Annotated in this window: 13 protein-coding genes; 3 read left to right on the top strand and 10 right to left on the bottom strand. The window is 68.9% G+C overall.

The genetic code is table 11. From position 1 onward, the window contains the following. Positions 1-51 precede the first annotated feature (51 nt). From EJP69_RS07065 to nirB, 4 genes are read right to left on the bottom strand one after another with little or no spacing between them, the layout of a single operon-like run. Positions 52-2,850 (bottom strand): nitrate reductase, encoded by a 2,799-nt coding sequence (locus EJP69_RS07065; RefSeq protein WP_126469163.1) that lies wholly within the window; start codon positions 2,848-2,850, stop codon positions 52-54. A 3-nt stretch (positions 2,851-2,853) separates the two neighbouring features. Then, positions 2,854-3,252 (bottom strand): nitrite reductase small subunit NirD, encoded by a 399-nt coding sequence (nirD, locus tag EJP69_RS07060; RefSeq protein WP_093204762.1) that lies wholly within the window; start codon positions 3,250-3,252, stop codon positions 2,854-2,856. A 16-nt stretch (positions 3,253-3,268) separates the two neighbouring features. Continuing rightward, entirely contained in the window at positions 3,269-4,066 is a 798-nt protein-coding gene (locus tag EJP69_RS07055; RefSeq protein WP_126469162.1) for a type IV pili methyl-accepting chemotaxis transducer N-terminal domain-containing protein, read from the bottom strand. A gap of 14 nt (positions 4,067-4,080) precedes the next feature. After that, positions 4,081-6,513: a nitrite reductase large subunit NirB gene (gene nirB, locus EJP69_RS07050; RefSeq protein ID WP_126469161.1), complete on the bottom strand. Its 2,433-nt coding sequence runs from the start codon at positions 6,511-6,513 to the stop codon at positions 4,081-4,083. A 78-nt stretch (positions 6,514-6,591) separates the two neighbouring features. Between nirB and EJP69_RS07045 the strand changes: the two genes are divergently transcribed. Then, positions 6,592-8,313, top strand: a complete 1,722-nt coding sequence (locus tag EJP69_RS07045; RefSeq protein ID WP_126469160.1) for a bifunctional protein-serine/threonine kinase/phosphatase — start codon at positions 6,592-6,594, stop codon at positions 8,311-8,313. Positions 8,314-8,333: 20 nt separating this feature from the next. Here EJP69_RS07045 and EJP69_RS07040 read toward each other — a convergent pair whose 3' ends face one another. Next, entirely contained in the window at positions 8,334-9,599 is a 1,266-nt protein-coding gene (locus EJP69_RS07040) for an MFS transporter (RefSeq protein WP_093204770.1), read from the bottom strand. Between the two features lie 269 nt (positions 9,600-9,868). Between EJP69_RS07040 and EJP69_RS07035 the strand changes: the two genes are divergently transcribed. Next, on the top strand, positions 9,869-11,146 hold the full coding sequence (locus EJP69_RS07035) for an ANTAR domain-containing response regulator (RefSeq protein WP_240652053.1): 1,278 nt from the start codon (positions 9,869-9,871) through the stop codon (positions 11,144-11,146). A gap of 148 nt (positions 11,147-11,294) precedes the next feature. Here the strand turns inward: EJP69_RS07035 and EJP69_RS07030 are convergent, their stop codons facing one another. The 4 genes from EJP69_RS07030 to EJP69_RS07015 all read right to left on the bottom strand — a co-directional run bounded on the left by EJP69_RS07030 (position 11,295) and on the right by EJP69_RS07015 (position 15,910). Beyond that, positions 11,295-12,104: an ABC transporter ATP-binding protein gene (locus EJP69_RS07030; RefSeq protein WP_093300654.1), complete on the bottom strand. Its 810-nt coding sequence runs from the start codon at positions 12,102-12,104 to the stop codon at positions 11,295-11,297. Continuing rightward, on the bottom strand, positions 12,101-13,030 hold the full coding sequence (ntrB, locus tag EJP69_RS07025; protein ID WP_126469158.1) for a nitrate ABC transporter permease: 930 nt from the start codon (positions 13,028-13,030) through the stop codon (positions 12,101-12,103). Before ntrB ends, EJP69_RS07030 begins: the two co-directional genes overlap by 4 nt. A 10-nt stretch (positions 13,031-13,040) precedes the next feature. Next, positions 13,041-14,285, bottom strand: coding sequence for a CmpA/NrtA family ABC transporter substrate-binding protein (locus EJP69_RS07020; RefSeq protein ID WP_093204781.1), 1,245 nt, complete (start codon positions 14,283-14,285; stop codon positions 13,041-13,043). 359 nt (positions 14,286-14,644) lie between these two features. Further along, positions 14,645-15,910, bottom strand: coding sequence for a nitrate regulatory protein (locus EJP69_RS07015; protein ID WP_093204952.1), 1,266 nt, complete (start codon positions 15,908-15,910; stop codon positions 14,645-14,647). Positions 15,911-16,027: 117 nt separating this feature from the next. Here EJP69_RS07015 and tsaD point away from each other — a divergent pair, with 117 nt between their 5' ends. After that, positions 16,028-17,089: a tRNA (adenosine(37)-N6)-threonylcarbamoyltransferase complex transferase subunit TsaD gene (tsaD, locus tag EJP69_RS07010; RefSeq protein WP_126469157.1), complete on the top strand. Its 1,062-nt coding sequence runs from the start codon at positions 16,028-16,030 to the stop codon at positions 17,087-17,089. Here the strand turns inward: tsaD and EJP69_RS07005 are convergent. Next, the gene (locus tag EJP69_RS07005) at positions 17,025-17,783 is read right to left on the bottom strand and encodes an alpha/beta hydrolase-fold protein (protein ID WP_093204785.1); all 759 of its coding nucleotides are present in this window, start codon (positions 17,781-17,783) and stop codon (positions 17,025-17,027) included. The genes tsaD and EJP69_RS07005 overlap by 65 nt on opposite strands. Between the last annotated feature and the right edge of the window lie 133 nt (positions 17,784-17,916).

Raw genomic sequence — 17,916 nt, 5'->3', positions numbered from 1 at the left:
TTGTCCTGCAACGCTTATGCCGAAACGTCATTCGGCTTATGCCCAGTGCAGTCACGGGGCCTCCGCCAGCGCTTCGGCGGGCGTCGCCCGCACCATGCGCTTGAGCTCGGGAATGCACGAGCCGCAGTTGGTGCCGCACTTCAGCGCCCCCTGCAGCTTCGCCAGCCGCTCGTCGGCGGTGCCGGTGCAGCGGGCCAGTTCGGTCTGGATCGCCACGTCCGCCACGTTGAAGCAGGTGCACACCGTCTTGCCGCGCGACTGCACTGCCACCGGCGCCTTCGAGCCCGGCGACAGCAGCAGGCGGCCGTAGCTCTGGGCGGGCAGTTCCTCGCGCAGCAGGGTGGCGATCCACGCTTCGGCGCTGGTGTCGCCGCCCAGCAGGAAGGCTTCGAGGCCCGCGCTGCCGTCGGCGCGGCGCACCAGCCGGGCCGTCCGGCGCTGGCCGCGGCGGCGGTCGGCGTAGCGCAGCGCGTCGGCGGCCTGCAGGCCGAGCAGCGTCTCGATCTTCTCGACCAGCGCGTCGTCGGGCGCGTCGTGCGCGGCGGCACGAAAGAGGATGCCGGTGCGCTCGGTGCCCTGCGTGTTGCCGGAAAACGGCACGCAGGTCGCAAACGGAAACAGCGCCATCATCGGCTGCAGCGCGCGGTGCGCGGCCAGCGCCTCGGCGGCCGGCAGCCAGGCCATGGCCAGCAGCGACCACGGCAGCTCGGCCTTGAGGACCTTCACCGGCGTGTGCTTCAGCTCCGGCTGCTTCGACGTGGGGCAGAAGGCTGGCGTGGTCAGCGCGTTGATGCCCGCCAGCCGCGTACCGTTGGACGAGCAGCCACTCAGGTATTCCTCGCCCCAGTGCATGGCGACGAAAGCCTGGCTCAGCCCCACCTCGGCGCTGGCGCGCGCGGGCAGCATGATCGAGCCCCGCTTCGAGGTCAGGTGCACCAGGTCGCCTTCGCCGATCTGGCGGCGTGCCATGTCCTGTGCGTTCATCTGCACCACGGGCTCGGGCACGTGGCCGAACAGGCGCCCGGCCGTGCCGGTGCGGCTCATGCCGTGCCACTGGTCGCGCAGGCGGCCGGTGTTCAGCGAGAAGGGGTAGCGGGCCTCGCGCGCCTCGGCCACCGGCTTGTAGGCGGTGTCGACGAAGCGGGCGCGGCCGTCGGGCGTGGGGAAAACGCCGTCCTCGTACAGGCGCGCGCGGCCGGTGCTCTCTCCCTCTTTCAACGGCCATTGCTGCGGGCCTGCGGTCTCCAGCATCGCGTAGCTCAGGCCGGTGATATCGAGGTCGCGGCCGCGCGTGGATTCGCGGTGCTCGTTCCAGACCGATTCGGCCGTCTCGTACGGGAACAGCGTGAAAGTGCGGCCCAGCTGCCGCTCGAGCCGGTGAGCGAAGGCCACCGCGATCGACCAGTCGTTGCGCGCATCGCCCGGCGCCGGCACGGCCGGGCGCACGCGCGAGATGCGGCGCTCGCTGTTGGTCACGGTGCCTTCCTTTTCGCCCCAGGTGGTGGCGGGCAGCAGCAGGTCGGCGAAGGCGCAGGTGGCGGTGGTGGAGAAAGCCTCCTGTACCACCACGAACTCGGCGCGCTCCAGCGCACGCCGCACCGTGGCCTGGTCGGGCATCGACTGCGCCGGGTTGGTGCAGGCGATCCACAGCGCGCGGATCTCGCCGTCGGCCGCGGCCTGGAACATCTCAACTGCCGTCTTGCCCGGTTTCTCAGGCACCGAGGGCACGCCCCACAGCGCGGCCACTTCGGCGCGGTGATCGGGGTTGGCCAGGTCGCGGTGCGCGCTCAGCAGGTTGGCGAGGCCGCCCACCTCGCGCCCGCCCATCGCATTGGGCTGGCCGGTCAGCGAGAAGGGTCCGGCGCCGGGCTTGCCGATCTGCGCGGTCGCCAGGTGCAGGTTGATGAGCGCGGCGTTCTTCGCCGTGCCGCTGGACGACTGGTTCAGGCCCTGGCAGTACAGGCTCAGCGTGGCCGGCGATGTGGCGAAGAGCCGCGCCGCCTCGAACAGGTCTTCCTTCGGGATGCCGCAGACCTGCGCCACCTTCTCCGGCGTGCACTCGCGCACCGTGGCCTTCAGCGCGTCGAAGCCATTGGTATGCGCCGCGATGTACTTCGCGTCGATCCAGCCTTCCCACAGCATCAGGTGCAGCATGCCGTTGAACAGCATCACGTCGGTGCCGGGCTGGATGGGCAGGAACAGGTCGGCGATCTCCACCGTGTCGGTGCGGCGCGGGTCGGCCACCACGATCTTCAGGGCCGGGTTCACGGCCTTCGCGTCCTCGATGCGGCGGAAGAGAATCGGGTGCGCCCAGGCCGTGTTGCTGCCCACGATGAAGAGGCACTGCGCGTCCTTCAGGTCGTCGTAGCAGGCCGGCGGCGCATCGGCGCCCAGCGTCTGCTTGTAGCCGGCCACGGCGCTGCTCATGCACAGGCGCGAGTTGGTGTCGATGTTGTTGGTGCCGATCAGGCCCTTGGCGAGCTTGTTGAAGACGTAGTAGTCCTCGGTCAGCAGCTGGCCCGACACGTAGAAGCCGACCGAGTCGGGGCCGTGGTCGCGGATCACCTGCGCGAACTTGCCGGCGGCGTTGTCCAGCGCGGTGTCCCAGGCGACGGCCGCGGGCGCTTCGCCGCGCGCGAGGCGCTGCATGGGCTGCAGCAGCCGCGTCTGCCGCGTGACCGTGGCGCTGGCCGTGAGATGCAGCGTCGAGCCCTTGGTGCAAAGCCGCCCGAAGTTCGCCGGGTGCTCCGGGTCGCCGCGCACGCCGGTGATCTCGTCGCCGGTCGACTCGATGATCACCCCGCAGCCGACGCCGCAGTACGGGCAGGTGGACCGGGTCTCCCGCGTCATGGGTTATTCCAGCGGAAGAACGGACAGCACGGCGAAAGGCTTCGGGCCGGCGACCGGGCGCTCCAGGTCGATGGCATGCGTCGCCAGTTCGGCGGCGTCGAGGTGCACCACGCCGTCTTCCACCTTCACGGCGAACTTCGGCGTGCAGCCCTCGTCGGGCGCCTTGGCGCAGCCGTCGTCCAGCCCGATGGCCCAGTTGTGCAGCGGGCAGGCCACGCTGGTGCCGAACACGATGCCCTGGCTCAGCGGGCCGCCCTTGTGCGGGCAGCGGTCGAGCAGCGCGAACACCTCGTTCTCGGCGTTGCGGAACACGGCGACGTCCAGGCCGGCGGGCCGCGCCACGCGGCGCGCGCCGAGCACGGGGATGTCGTCGATGCGGCAGATGACTTTCCAATCGCTCATGGTGGGGCTCTCTCGTCTAAGTCTTGATTTCCGAATACAGGCCGGTGACGCGATCCATGATCGCCAGCAGGTTCTCGCTGCTCACGAACACGTCGGACATCAGCGCGGGCGATGCCCCGGCGCCTTCGAGGCGCTGCAGGCCCCGGTTGAAGAAGAGCCATTGCGCGTCGGCCAGCACCAGTTCCTGCCTGATCTGCGCCGTGGCCTCGGGTGCGTTGCGCAGCACCTCGAGCGCGCTCACGAATTCGGTGCGCGACTTGCCGATCTCGGCCGTGCTGGCCGCCGGGTCGATCTGCATGGCGGTGGCCAGGTAGAACTTGGCCATGCGCTGCGACAGCATGCGCTGGCGGCCCGCGATGTTGACCAGCTTGCCCACCGGCTTGCCCGAAGCGGCCTCGTATTGCCCGGTGCCCTGGTTGGCCAGCGCGAGCACGGCGGTGTCGAGCTTCACGACCCGGGCCGCTTCTTCCTTGCTCGGCGCGGCGTCGGTGAGTTCGTTCCTGAACGCGCCCCAGGCCGTCTCGAGCGATTCGTAGGTGGCGCGGATGGCCGGGCTGGGCGCGAAGGCCTTGAGCTCGCCCAGCTGGCGCTCGAACAGCGCGATCGACCTGTCGAGCACCTGCTGCGCGTTGCGCGACTCCACCTTCTGCACCAGCGCGAGGTAGGCCTTGCTGGCGCGCTGCGACAGCATGCGCTGGCGGCCGGCCTTGTTGATCGCGTCGTTGAGGTCGGCGACCTGGGCATGCGCGACCGTGGCCGCGCCCAGGCCCATGCCGGCGGCGGCCGCGGAAGCGATGAAGACTCTGCGTTTCAACCCGTCTTCTCCGCTCAGACCGTCAGCGGCGTGAACTGCCGCACGTCGACCGAGGCCTGCGCCGACTCGAACCACGGATCGGGCTCGCCGTCGAGCGCGAACTGCAGGCGCTCCCACAGCGCCTTGCGGCCCTCGGCGTCTTCCAGGATCTTCTTCTTCACGTAGTCCAGGCCCACGCGGCCGATGTAGTGCACCGTGCGCTCCAGGTACCAGCCTTCCTCGCGGTAGAGCTGCAGGAATGCGCCCGAATACTCCATCACCTCGGCGGCCGTCTTCACCTTCACCAGGAACTGCGCCACCTCGGTCTTGATGCCGCCGTTGCCGCCCACGTAGAGCTCCCAGCCGGAGTCGACGCCGATCACGCCCACGTCCTTGATGCCCGCCTCGGCGCAGTTGCGCGGGCAGCCCGAGACGGCCAGCTTGACCTTGTGCGGCGAGTACATGGCCCACAGCGCGCGCTCCAGGTCCTTGCCCATCTGCGTGGAGTCCTGCGTGCCGAAGCGGCACCACTCGCTGCCCACGCAGGTCTTCACCGTGCGCAGCGACTTGGCGTAGGCGAAGCCGCTGGGCATGCCGATGTCCTTCCAGACGTTCTCCAGGTCTTCCTTCTTCACGCCCAGCAGGTCGATGCGCTGGCCGCCAGTGACCTTGACGGTCGGGATCTTGTACTTGTCGGCCGCGTCCGCGATGCGGCGCAGCTCGTCGGGCGTGGTGTGGCCGCCCCACATGCGCGGAATGACGGAGTAGGTGCCGTCCTTCTGGATGTTGGCGTGGCTGCGCTCGTTGATGAAGCGGCTCTGCGGATCGTCCTTCGCCTCCTTGGGCCAGGTGCTGATCAGGTAGTAGTTGATGGCCGGGCGGCAGGTGGAGCAGCCGTTGGGCGTGCGCCAGCCGAGGTTGCGGTACACCTCGTCGTGCGTCAGGTAGTGCTCCTTGCGGATGGCGTCGCGCACGTCCTGGTGGCTCGCGTCGGTGCAGCCGCACACGGCCTTCTTCTTGGGCGTGGCGGAGTAGTCGCCGCCGGCGGTGAACATCAGGATCTGCTCGACCAGCCCGGTGCACGAGCCGCAGCTCGCGCTGGCCTTGGTGTGCTTCTTCACCTCGTCGAGCGTGAACAGGCCCTTTTCCTTGATGGCCTTGCAGATCGTGCCCTTGTTCACGCCATTGCAGCCGCAGACCTCGGCGTCGTCGGGCATGCTCGCGGCCTTGTTGTGGCCCTCGTGGCCGGTGTCGCCGATGTTCGATTCGCCGAACATCAGCTTGTCGCGGATGTCGTGCACGCTGCGGCCGTCGCGCAGCAGCTTGAAGTACCAGCTGCCGTCCACCGTGTCTCCGTAGAGGCAGGCGCCCACCAGCTTGTCGTCCTTGATGACCAGCTTCTTGTAGACCCCGCCGAAGGGGTCGCTCATGACGATCTCTTCCGTGCCTTCGCCGCCCATGAACTCGCCGGCCGAGAACAGGTCGATGCCCGTCACCTTCAGCTTGGTGGACGTGAGCGAACCCAGGTAGCGGCCGATGCCGAACTGCGCCAGGTGGTTGGCCGCCACCTTGGCCTGCTCGAAGAGGGGCGCGACCAGGCCGTAGGCGATGCCGCGGTGCGCCGCGCACTCGCCCACCGAGTAGATGCGCGCGTCGGTCACGGTCTGCATGGTGTCGGTGACGACGATGCCGCGGTTGCAGTGCAGCCGCATCTTCTCGGCCAGCTCCACGTTGGGGCGGATGCCGACGGCCATCACCACCAGGTCGGCCGCGACTTCGGTGCCGTCCTTGAAGCGGATGGCCTTCACGCGGCCGTCTTCCCCGCCGACCAGGTCCTGCGTCTGCGCGCCCATCAGGAACTTCAGGCCGCGGTCTTCCAGCGACTTCTGCAGCAGCTTGCCCGCCACGTCGTCGAGCTGGCGCTCCATCAGCCAGGGCATGACGTGCACCACGGTCACGTTCATGCCGCGCAGCATCAGGCCGTTGGCGGCTTCCAGGCCCAGCAGGCCGCCGCCGATGACCACCGCGTTCTTGTGCGTGCGCGCGGTCTCGATCATGTAGTCGGTGTCGGCGATGTCGCGGTAGGCGATCACGCCCTTCAGGTCCTTGCCGGGCACAGGCAGCATGAAGGGGTTGGAGCCGGTGCACATCAGCAGGCGGTCGTAGGCGGCCTCGGTGCCATCCTCGGCACGCACGATGCGCTTGACGCGGTCGACCTCCACCACCTTCTTGCCGGCGTGCAGCGTGATGTTGTTCTCGGAGTACCACTCCCAGCTGTTGAGCACGATCTCGTCGATCGTCTGCTCGCCCGCGAGCACCGGCGACAGCAGGATGCGGTTGTAGTTGGGGTGCGGCTCCGCGCCGAAGACGGTGATGTCGTACAGGTCGGGCGCGATCTTCAGCAGCTCCTCGAGCGTGCGCACGCCGGCCATGCCGTTGCCGACCATCACGAGTTTCATTTTCTTCATGGGGCTTCGCCTTTCCTGGAAATCAAGCAAACGTCATCAAGCAGACAGGTGCCCCTGGCGCGCGTGGAGAATCGCGCCATGAGCTTTGAAGTGGACATCGGCTACAGCAGCCGGCGCGGACCGCGCGAGGTGAATGAGGACTTCGCCGGCGCGGTGCATGCGCCGCCGGGCGACGAGGCGCGCGGGCTCATCGCCGCGATCGCCGACGGCGTGTCCAGCGGCGGCCACGGCCGCGAAGCGGCGCAGACCACGGTGATGGGCCTTCTGGCCGACTACTTCGCCACGCCCGCCACCTGGGAGCCGACCGCCGCGCTCGACCGGCTGGTCGCCGCGCAGAATGGCTGGCTGGCCGATCACAACCGCCGCCGCCAGAGCAGGGAAGAGGGGGGCACCGCGCTCACCACGCTCACCGCACTGGTGCTGCACGGCCAGAGCTACACGCTCGCCCACGTGGGCGACACCCGCGCCTGGCGCGTGCGCGCCGGCGGCGAGGCGGCCGTGCCGCTCACGCAGGACCACGCCTTCGACCATCCCGACATGCGCAGCCGGCTCACGCGCGCCATCGGCCTCGACGACCAGGTGCGCGTCGACTACGTGCAGGGCGACGTTCGCGTGGGCGACTGCTTCGTGCTCACTTCCGACGGCGTGCACGGCGTGCTCAGGCCGCAGCAGGTGGCTGCGCTGGCTCTGCAGGGCGACGCCGAGGCGGCCAGCGATGCGCTGGTGAACGCGGCGCTCGACGCCGGCACGCGCGACAACGCGACCGCGCTGGTCATTCGCGTGGTGGGGCTCGACGCCCGGCAGCTCGACGACGAACTCGGCGACGGCCGCCGGCTCGCACCGCCGCCCGCTCTGAAGGTGGGCGACCTGCTCGACGGCTACGCCGTCACCGCGCTGGTGGCCGACACCGGCGTGCACTTGCTGTACCAGGCGCGCCATCCGGTCACGCGCGAGCTGGTCGCGCTGAAGACGCTGCATCCCTCGCGCGCCGGCGACCCGCAGGAGCGAGCGATGCTGGCGCACGAGGCGTGGCTGGGGCTGCGCGTCGGTGGCGCCGGTGGAAGCGGCTTCGTCCGCGTGCACGAGCGTGCCGAGAACGCGAGCGCGCTGTACGTCGTGTTCGACTGGCATGGCGGGCGCACGTTGGAGCAGTTGCGCAAGGCCAACCCGCGCGGCGCGGTGGCCGAGGTGGTGGCTGCCGGGATCGAGCTCAGCCGCGCGCTCGGCCGGCTGCATCGCCAGGGCGTGATCCACCGTGACATCAAGCCCGGCAACCTGCACCTGGGCGAAGACGGGCGCTGGCGCATCCTCGACCTGGGCGTGGCGCTGTCCGGCCGGGAGGGCGCGGCCCAGCGCGAGCTGCATGCGGGCACGCCCAGCTACATCAATCCCGAGCAGTGGGAAGAGGGCGGCACCGCCGACGCGGGCAGCGACCTGTTCGCCCTCGGCGTGACGCTGTACCAGTGGCTCACCGGCCATCTGCCCTACGGCGAGATCGAGCCCTACCAGGTGGCGCGCTACCGGCGCGACCCCGTCGCGCTCTCGCGCCTGCGGCCCGACGTGCCGATCTGGCTCGACCATCTGGTGCGCAAGGCCGTCGCCCGCGATCCGCGCGAGCGCTTCGAAACCGCCGAGGAGCTGCTGCTCGCGCTCGAGCGCGGTGCATCCCGCCCCGTGAGCGCGCCCGCCGCCACGCCGCTGATCCGCCGCGATCCGCTGGCGCTCTACCAGCTGGCGCTGGGCGTTTCGGTGCTGTTCAACGTGCTGCTGATCGTGTGGCTCTTGTTCCTGCCACGCTGAACGGATGCGGGCGGGGCGAGTCATGAGCGTGCTGCCTTGCGAACGTGGTTGGCGGCCGCAGGAGCGGGCGCCGGCGTGACGCGCGCGCGGCCACCCTTTTCGGCCCAGGTGCGGGTCCAGCGGATCTGCATCACGCGCATCACGCCCAGCATCACGAGCGAGAGCGCCGCGAAGAAGATGAAGCCCCAGAGGTAGCTGCCGAGGTACTGCTTCGACAGGCCCATGGCGTTGGGCACGAGGCCGCCGCCCAGGGCGCCGATCTCGCCGATCATCGAGCCGGCCACCGCGGTGCTCGCGGGCCAGCGCAGCGGCACCAGCTGGAACAACGCGCCGTTGCCCGCGCCCAGTGCCGCGAAGCAGACGATCAGCACCAGCGTGGTGACGGTCAGCGAGGCCGAGGAGAAGCCCACCAGCACGAGGCTCGCGGTCACCAGCAGCAGGACCACGGTGAGCGTGTTCACGCCGCCCCAGCGGTCGGAGATCCAGCCGCCCACGATGCGCACCGCCGCGCCCATGAAGGCCGCGAGCATGGTCAACTGGCCGGCCTGCACCTTGCTCACGCCGAACTGGTCGTAGTAGTACGAGGGCAGGAAGGTCGTGAGGCCGATGAAGCCGCCGAAGGTCACGCCGTAGATCAGGCTGAACACCCAGCCGTCTTTTTCGAACAGGCAGGCGATGTGCTCGCGGAAGCTCGAATGGGCGTTCACGTCCGGCGGCTCCTTGGCGAAGAGCACCATCACCACCATCGGAATGAGGATGGCGACGGCGGCCACGCCGTACACCGCCTGCCAGCCCAGCCAGTTGGCCAGCGGCGGCGCCACCAGCACCGACACCGCCGTGCCCACGTTGCCCGCGCCCACCAGGCCCATGGCCAGGCCCTTGTGCTGCGGCGGGAACCAGCCCGAGCCCAGCGACAGCGCCACGCCGAAGCTCGCGCCCGCGATGCCCAGCAGCACGCCCATGGCGAGCAGGTCGTTGAAGCTCTTCACGAAGAAGAAGCCGAACAGCATCGCCACCGCGATCAGCGCCATCTCGACCAGCGTGGCCTTCTTGCGCCCGATGTACTGCGAGAGGATGCCCAGCGGAAAGCGCATGAGCGCGCCCGCGATGATCGGCACCGACAGCATCAGGCCCTTCTGCGCCGGCGAGAGGCTGAAGGTCTCGCCGATGAAGGGCGCCATGGCGCCGTTCAGCACCCAGATGCAGCAGGAGAACGAGAAGTACAGGAAGGCCGCGAACAGTGTCGGACTGTGGCCTGACTGCAAGAAATTCCTGAAACCGGACATGGCGTTCAAAGATGCGAAAAGCCGCGGCGCGACCCTGGAGAGGTCGTGTCGACGGACGGGGTTGGGAGCGGAGTGCCGGCAGCGGACGCTGTCGGCGTGGAGGTGCGCGCGGCCTGTGCAAGGCCGAGCCGGATGCAGGAGCCTGCAGCCTCTTCACCAAAGCGGTGCTTCGTTACACCGCGCCCTGTTTCATGCAAGAGGCGTGCCCGCGAGTTGGCGCTGGCGTGGCCTATGCTCGCGGTGCGTTCCCACACCGCTTTCCCACGAAGATGTCGCTTCTTGTTGTCCTGCCCGATGAACCCGCCGGCCTCGTGCTGCCAGAGGCGCTTGCGCAGGCGCTGTCCGGCGCCGGGCTCGATGTGCTGGGCCTTGCGGACTGCGGCAGCTTCGCGCGGCAGGTCGAGGCGCTGGCTCCCCGGCAGGCGCTGATCTGTTTGCCCCTGGTTACGCCTGCGTTGCTCGATGCCTTGCGCACATGGTCCGGCCAGCCGCCGTGCGCGCTGAGCCTTGCCAGCGCGCCGTTGAGCGGCGTCGGGCATGAGGAACTGATCGGGCTCGGCGTCCATGCGTGGATGCAGATCGATGCCCTCGATGCCGGATCGCTCGCCGCGTTGACCGCCCGCGCCCAAGCTCGTTGGCAGCGCGAGGCCGCCCTGCGCACCGAACTGGAGAGCCTGCGCACCCGCATGGACGAGCGCAAATGGGTCGATCGCGCCAAGGGCCTGCTGATGTCCGCGCGCGGCATCGGAGAGGACGAGGCCTTCGGCCTGCTGCGCGGCGCCGCGATGCACGCCAACCTGCGGCTCGGCGAGGTGTCGCGCTCGGTCATCGAGGCGGCGCAGTGGGCGGATGCGATCAACCGCGCCGGGCAACTGCGCATGCTTTCGCAGCGGCTGGTGCGCGTGGCGGCGCAGCTGCTGGGTGGCATCGACGCGCAGCGGGCGCGGGTGCTGCGCACGCAGTCGTCCGAGCGGGTGCAGCAGAACCTCGATCATCTGGCGGCCCTCGGGCTCGGTGGGGCCGGTATCGAGGCTCTCGCGCAGGCACAGGCCGCGTGGAGCGGATTGGCGGATGCCCTCACGGCGAAGCCGACGGCGGCAGGGCTGGCCGACATCGACCGTCGCGCCGAAGTGCTGCTGGCTGCGGCCGAGGCCCTGACCGAAGCGCTCGAAACCTCGGGCGCGCGGCGTGCGCTGCGCATCGTCAACATCTGCGGGCGGCAACGCATGCGCGCGCAGCGGCTTGCGAAAGACGCATTGCTGGCTGCCGCGCTGAAGGAAGAAGCCGCCAGCGCGCGGCTGGTGCCGACCATGGCCGAGTTCGAAGCGGCCTTGCTCGAGCTGGAGCGCACCCCGCTGAGCACCGCCGAGATCCGCGCCGCGCTGGCGAGCGCGCGCGACGAATGGCTGAGGCTGGTCGGCGGCGTGCAGGCACTCGACAGCGCCGACGGACGCGCCACGCTGGTGCGTTCCAGCGAGGCGCTGCTCGACACCTTCGAACGCCTCACGGCGTCGTACGAGCACAGCCTGCAAGTGATCATGTCCTGAACCTGGCACACCCCCAGGCTTCGCGCACTTCTTGTCGCTACGCCAACCCCCTTGCAGGGGGCAACACCTGCGGCCCGGCAAAGCCGGTTCCGCGGTGTTCGCCGGAAGGCGGTCATGGCTCGATGCGCCTGGACGCCGCGTCGATCTGTCAGGCCGCGACCTTCTCCACGTGCGCCTGGCGCGTGTAGAGAAAGTCGATCACCGCCTTGCGCGCATGCACGTAGACCGGGTCTTCCGCCAGCTCGACGCGGTTGCGCGGGCGCGGGATGTCCACCGCGAGCACTTCGCCGATGGTGGCGGCCGGGCCGTTGGTGAGCATCACGATGCGATCGCTCAGCAGCACGGCCTCGTCCACGTCGTGCGTGACCATGACGACGGTGCTGTGCGTCTTCTGCACGATGGCGAGCAGCTCGTCCTGCAGCTTGGCGCGGGTGAGGGCGTCGAGCGCGCCGAAGGGCTCGTCCATCAGCAGCACCTTGGGTTCCATCGAAAGCGCGCGTGCGATGCCCACGCGCTGCTTCATGCCGCCGGAGATCTCGCCGGGGCGCTTCTGCGCGGCGGGCGTGAGGCCCACCAGCGCCAGTGCCGCGTCGGTGCGTGCACGAAGCTGGGCCTTGCTCTCGCTGGCCGCGAACACGCGCTCGACCGCGAGGTACACATTCTCGAAGCAGGTGAGCCAGGGCAGCAGCGAGTGGTTCTGGAACACTACCGCGCGCTCGGGGCCGGGGCCCTTGATCTCCTTGTTGGCGCACAGCAGCGAACCCTGCGTGGGCGTGGTGAGCCCGGCGATCAGGTTCAGCAGTGTCGACTTGCCGCAGCCCGAGTGCCCGATGAGCGTGATGAACTCGCCCTTGGCCACGTTCAGGTTCACGTCGCGCAGCGCGACGAAGCGCCCCTTCGGAGTCTTGAACGCCTGCTCGACGCCGTGGATCTCGATGTACTTGCTGTCGTCGGTCATGACTTCACCTCTTCGAACGTGAACGCGGTAGCCAGCTTGATGAGCGCGAACTCCAGCACCAGCCCCACGATGCCGATCACGAAGATCGCGATGATGATGTTGGCGACGTTGAGGTTGTTCCACTCGTCCCACACCCAGAAGCCGATGCCGACGCCGCCGGTGAGCATCTCGGCCGCCACGATCACCAGCCAGGCGGTGCCCACGGCCAGCCGCACGCCGGTCAGCATGTAGGGCAGCACGGCGGGGAACAGGATCTTGGTGAGGATCTTCCATTCGCTGAGGTTCAGCACCTTGGCCACGTTCATGTAGTCGGTGGGCACGCGCTGCACGCCCACGGCGGTGTTGATGACCATCGGCCAGATCGAGCAGATGAAGATGGTCCAGATGGCCGCCGGGTTGGCGCCCTTGAACACCAGCAGGCCGATGGGCAGCCAGGCCAGCGGCGACACCGGGCGCAGCAGGCTGATCAGCGGGTTGAACATGCGCGAGAGGAACTCGAAGCGCCCGATGGCGAAGCCGGCCGGAATGCCGACCAGCGCCGCCAGGCCGAAGCCCATCGCCACGCGCTGCAGCGAGGAGAGCACGTTCCAGCCCACGCCCTGGTCGTTGGGGCCCTTGCTGTAGAACGGGTCGCTGAACACCGTCACCGCCTGCTGCCAGGTGGCCGTGGGCGTGGGGAAGCCGGTGGTGCTCTTCATGGCCACCACCTCCCAGATCAAGAGCAGCAGGCCGAAGCCCGCGAGCGGCGGCAGCACGCGCATCCAGAAGGCGCGCAGGTCGAGCGGCGCGCGGGTGCGAGGCTCGGGTGCGGGGGCCGGCACCGGCTGCGGAGCCGCCACCTTGGAGGCGGCCGGCTTGGGCGGGGCGGAGGGCGCCGACTGGGCGGCGGCCACATCGAGCGGCGAGTGGAAGACTGCGCTGACCATGGTGTTCTCCCTATGCATGGAGCTTGAAGGAATCGGCGTACTTCTTCGGGTCCTTGCCGTCCCAGACGGAGCCGTCGAAGAGCTTGCTGCTGCGCATCGTTTCCTTGGGCACCGGCGTCTGCGTGGCGGCGGCGGCCTGCTTGTAGATGTCGATGCGGTTGATCTCGGTGGCCACCTTCAGGTAGTCGGGGTGCTCCTTCAGCAGGCCCCAGCGCTTGTGCTGCGTGAGGAACCACATGCCGTCCGAGAGGTACGGGAAGGTCACGGCGCCGCCGTTGTAGAACTTCATGTGGTTGGGGTCGTCCCAGCTCTTGCCCAGGCCGTTGGTGTAGCGGCCCAGGATGCGCTGGTTGATGGCGTCCACGCTGGTGTTGACGTAGCTCTTGTCGGCGATGGTCTCGGCCATCTTGTTCTTGTTCTGCAGGCCGGTGTCGATCCACTTGCCGGCCTCGAGGATCGCGGCGGTCACTGCGCGTGCCGTGTTGGGATATTTCTTCGCGAACTCGCCGGTGGTGCCGAGCACCTTCTCGGGGTGGTCCTTCCAGATGTCCTGCGTGGTGATGGCCGTGATGCCGATGCCGTCCATGATGGCGCGCTGGCCCCAGGGCTCGCCTACGCAGTAGCCGTCCATGTTGCCCACGCGCATGTTGGCCACCATCTGCGGAGGCGGCACGGTGATGTTCTTCACGTCCTTGAACGGGTCGATGCCGGCCGATGCGAGCCAGTAGTAGAGCCACATGGCGTGCGTGCCGGTGGGGAAGGTCTGCGCGAAGGTGTATTCGCGCTTCTCGCTGGCGATGAGCTTGGCGAGCGATGCGGCATCGACCGCGCCCTTGTCGGCGAGCTTCTTCGACAGCGTGATGGCCTGGCCGTTGTTGTTGAGGGTCATGAGCACGGCCATGTCCTTCTTCGGGCCGCTCAGGCCCAGGTGCATGCCGTAGACCAGGCCGTAGAGGACGTGGGCGAAATCCAGCTCGCCGTTGGCCAGCTTGTCGCGCACGCCGGCCCAGCTGGCTTCCTTGCTGGGCACGATCTTCACGCCGTACTTCTTGTCGATGCCAAGCACCGAGGCCATCACCACGCTGGCGCAGTCGGTCAGCGGGATGAAGCCGATCTTCACTTCTTCCTTCTCGGGCTTGTCGGAGCCCTGGGCCCAGACGGCCGCGCGCAGGGCGGGGTCGATGCCGGCGGCGCCGATGGCCGCGGCTTGCAGTACGCGGCGTCGGCTGAGGCGGGTTTTGAGCAGGTCGGTCATGGGGCGGGGCTCCGGTTGAAGACAAACAAAACAAACAGGGCGAGACAAAAACGAAAAGGCGTCCGCACCGCGCAGGGGCTGCTCGAAAACGAGCCCTTGCGGGATGGGGACGCCTTTGTCCGGTTCGGTGGGAAGCACCCGCCGTTGGGTGCCGCCTGCCTGGAGACCCATCGAGGGCCTACGAACTTATTGCTTGCAAGCGGTGTGCCAGCTTCGAGATTCGCCGGCTGCTATCAAGAAAGTAGCTGGATATCGAACGAAGTCAAAGGGCGTCGCGGGTGAAGGGGCGGCCGGGGTGGCGCAGGGCGGTGGCACGGTTGTTGTGCAGTGCACCAAGTTGAACGCCGGAGCCGCTCGCTTCAACGCGGCGGTGCGCGGTCGAGCATGGGCAGGTAGTCGGCCATCGCGAGCATCGACTCGGCCACGTCGACCAGCCGCCGCTTCTGGTTCATGGCGGTCTGGCGCAGCATCTTGTGGGCGTCTTCCTCGCTGAGGCGGCGATGCGCCATCAGCAGGCCCTTGGCGCGTTCGACGATCTTGCGTTCGTTGAGCGAGGCGCGCACGGTCTCGAGCTCGTCGCTCATGGCCTGCAGGCGCCGCGACTGCTCCCGGACCATGTCGAGCACCGAGCGCTCCAGGTGGCGGCCGAACTGGGCCGGCGCGGCCGCCTGGGCATCGGCGTCGTCGAAGAAAAGGGCGCCGGCCTGGGGCGCCAGCGAGTCGAGGAGTTGGCGGTATTCGCGAAGCTCGCTGCGGGCCTGCGCGGTCTTGTGCTCGCACAGCGCGCGCAGGTCGCCGGCCAGGCGTTCCTCCACGATCTTCATGGCATCGATGCGGCGGGTGCAACAGTCGAACCAGGCCTGGCTCAGCGGCACGTCGGCCGGTGCGGACACTGCGCCTCGCCGGCGGATGCGCTCCAGCTCGGCCACTTCGGTGTCGGGCTGGCTGTCGCGCCAGAGCGCGAGCACCTCTTCGCCCGAGAAATCGGTGAAGACCTGGAAGCAGCGCTCCTGCGATTCGATCAGGTGCAGCCACTGCAGGCGCTGCGCCTCGTCGCTGCGGCCCAGAGCGAGCGCGGCGGAGCCGAATGCGCGCTCCTGGCCGGCGAACTCCTTGCCCTGCATGAAGTTGAACATCGCAACCAGCAGGCGCGAGATCTCGGGGTCGGTGGCGCCGTCGGCCGCCTCGAACACCACCGAGAGCAGGCCGGCGACGAGCTTGGCGAAGGCGGCGGTGGACTGGGCCGGCTTGAGTTCGAGCGCGTCGATGCGCCGGCGCAGGGCGGGCAGGGCGTCCAGGCCCGGCAGCACCCAGGCGATGCGGCTGAACAGGCGCGCGTTGTTGCCGGCGTCGGAGCCGCGGTGGTAGTTGTCGGCCTCGAGCTGGTCGAAGCAGGCGCGGACCTCCTGCTCGAGCACGACGCATTCGGCGATCTGCGGGCCGCGCTGCTCGGCGAAGCGGACGCCGCGCGAGGTGAGGAACATGTTCGACATGCCGCGCTCGCGCTGCAGCGCGTGGACCAGCCGGCCGATCAGGCCCACCAGCTCGCTGGTGCGCGCGAGCCGGTCCAGCTCGTCGATTTCGCAGCGACGGGCGGCGATGAGGAAACTCAGTCCGGATTTCATGGTGGGGCGCGGGGCTCTGGCAGCGTCACTGCAACATCCGTGCCTCGCGAGGCACCCATCGCCGCCGCTTGCCCCTTCGCGGGCGCCGGGCGGGGGCCCGCGCCTACACTCGGCGGCATGCTCTTGTTGGGAATCGAATCATCCTGCGACGAGACCGGCGTGGCGCTGGTCTCGTCGCAAGGCAGCGCGCTGCCGGTGCTGTGCTCGCACGCGCTGCACAGCCAGATCGCCATGCACCAGGCCTACGGCGGCGTGGTGCCCGAACTGGCAAGCCGCGACCACATCCGCCGCGTGCTGCCGCTGACCGAGACGGTCATGGCCGAAGCCGGCCGCTCGCTGGACGAGATCGACGTGGTGGCCTACACGCGCGGGCCGGGGCTCGCGGGCGCGCTGCTGGTGGGCGCGGGCGTGGCCTGTGCGCTGGGCGTGGCGCTGGGCAAGCCGGTGCTGGGTGTGCATCACCTCGAAGGGCACCTGCTGTCGCCGTTCCTGAGCGCCGATCCGCCGGAGTTTCCCTTCGTCGCGCTGCTGGTGTCGGGCGGCCACACGCAGCTGATGCGCGTGGACGGCGTGGGCCGCTACGAGCTGCTCGGCGAGACCATCGACGACGCGGCCGGCGAGGCCTTCGACAAGAGCGCCAAGCTGATGGGCCTGCCGTATCCCGGCGGGCCGTGGCTGGCGAAGCTGGCCGAAGGCGGCGATGCCGTGGCCTTCAAGCTGCCGCGCCCGCTGCTGCACAGCGGTGATCTCGATTTTTCCTTCGCCGGTCTGAAGACGGCCGTGCTCACGCAGGCCAAGAAGCTGGGCGACGAGCTCGAGGCTCGCAAGGCGGACCTGGCGGCATCCACGCAGGCGGCCATCGTCGAGGTGCTGCTGAAGAAATCGCTGGCTGCACTGGACCAGACCGGCCTCAAGCGGCTGGTGGTGGCCGGTGGAGTGGGGGCCAACAGGAGCCTGCGCGAGCAGCTGAATGCGGCCTGCGCCAAGCGCAAGGTGCGGGTGCACTACCCCGAGCTGCACCTGTGCACCGACAACGGCGCCATGATCGCCATGGCCGCCGCGATGCGGCTGCAGTCGGGGTTGTCGCAGGCGAGCGAGCGCTATGCCTTCGACGTCAGGCCGCGATGGCCCATGGCGTCGCTGTCCGAGCCCGAGGCGGCGTTACCTGAGACTGCGTAATCGTTTGCTTCGGCGACCTGCCGGCGGCCGGCAGCGGCAGCACGTCCAGCACATTGCGCCATAGCTGGCGCCATTGCGGCCAGTCGTGGCCGCCCTCGGTCGTGAAGACGCGCCCCGGCGGCAGGGCGTCGGCCAGCAGCTTGTGGTTGCTGGCGAAGCGGTCCTCGAGCCCGAACCCGAGGTACAGCGGCGGCAGGTTCTTCGACGGCTTGGCTTCCAGGTACTGCTGGAAGAAGGGCCAGAGCTTGCGGTCGGGTTCCTCGTCGGGCTGCGGCCCGGTGGGAGCCTGCCAGGCGCGCAGGCCGCCGGCCTTCTTGATTTCCGCGCCGAGCACCCGGCGTCCGAGGTAGGGCGCAAGCGCCACGATGCCGTCGACCGAGCCCGGCCGCGCCAGTTCGTGGATCAGCGCGCCGAAGCCGCCGATGGAAATGCCCACGAGCCAGATCGACTTGTAGCCCTTGGCGCGCTGCGGCTCGATGACCTCGGTGTGCAGGCGGTCGCTCAGAGTCTGCTCGTAGTAGTAGGAAACGTCCGCGTCGACCAGCAGGGCGTCGGCCGCCAGATGGCGCTCGCGCACCGCGTCGATGAAGCCCTCGCGCTCGAACTCGTCGGGCTTCAGGTACGCCCCGGGCAGGAACACCAGGAGCGTGTCGGATTGTTCGTTGGGATTGGCGGGCTGAAGATGCGTTTTCATGGTGCCTTTTGGGGGCACCCGAACCGCACCGTAGCTAGTTCAGTGCGTTTACAAGACGCCCACGAAGAAGAAAGTTCTAAGAAAACGTCACATCATGTGACGTTATCCAGCGCTATTGTGAATAAGGTGCTCG

Origin of the sequence: Variovorax gossypii (genome assembly GCF_003965815.1) — a bacterium.
Taxonomy (GTDB): Bacteria; Pseudomonadota; Gammaproteobacteria; order Burkholderiales; family Burkholderiaceae_C; genus Variovorax; species Variovorax gossypii.
Note: the sequence above shows the minus strand (reverse complement) of the source record. Positions and strands in the feature narration are given on the sequence as shown.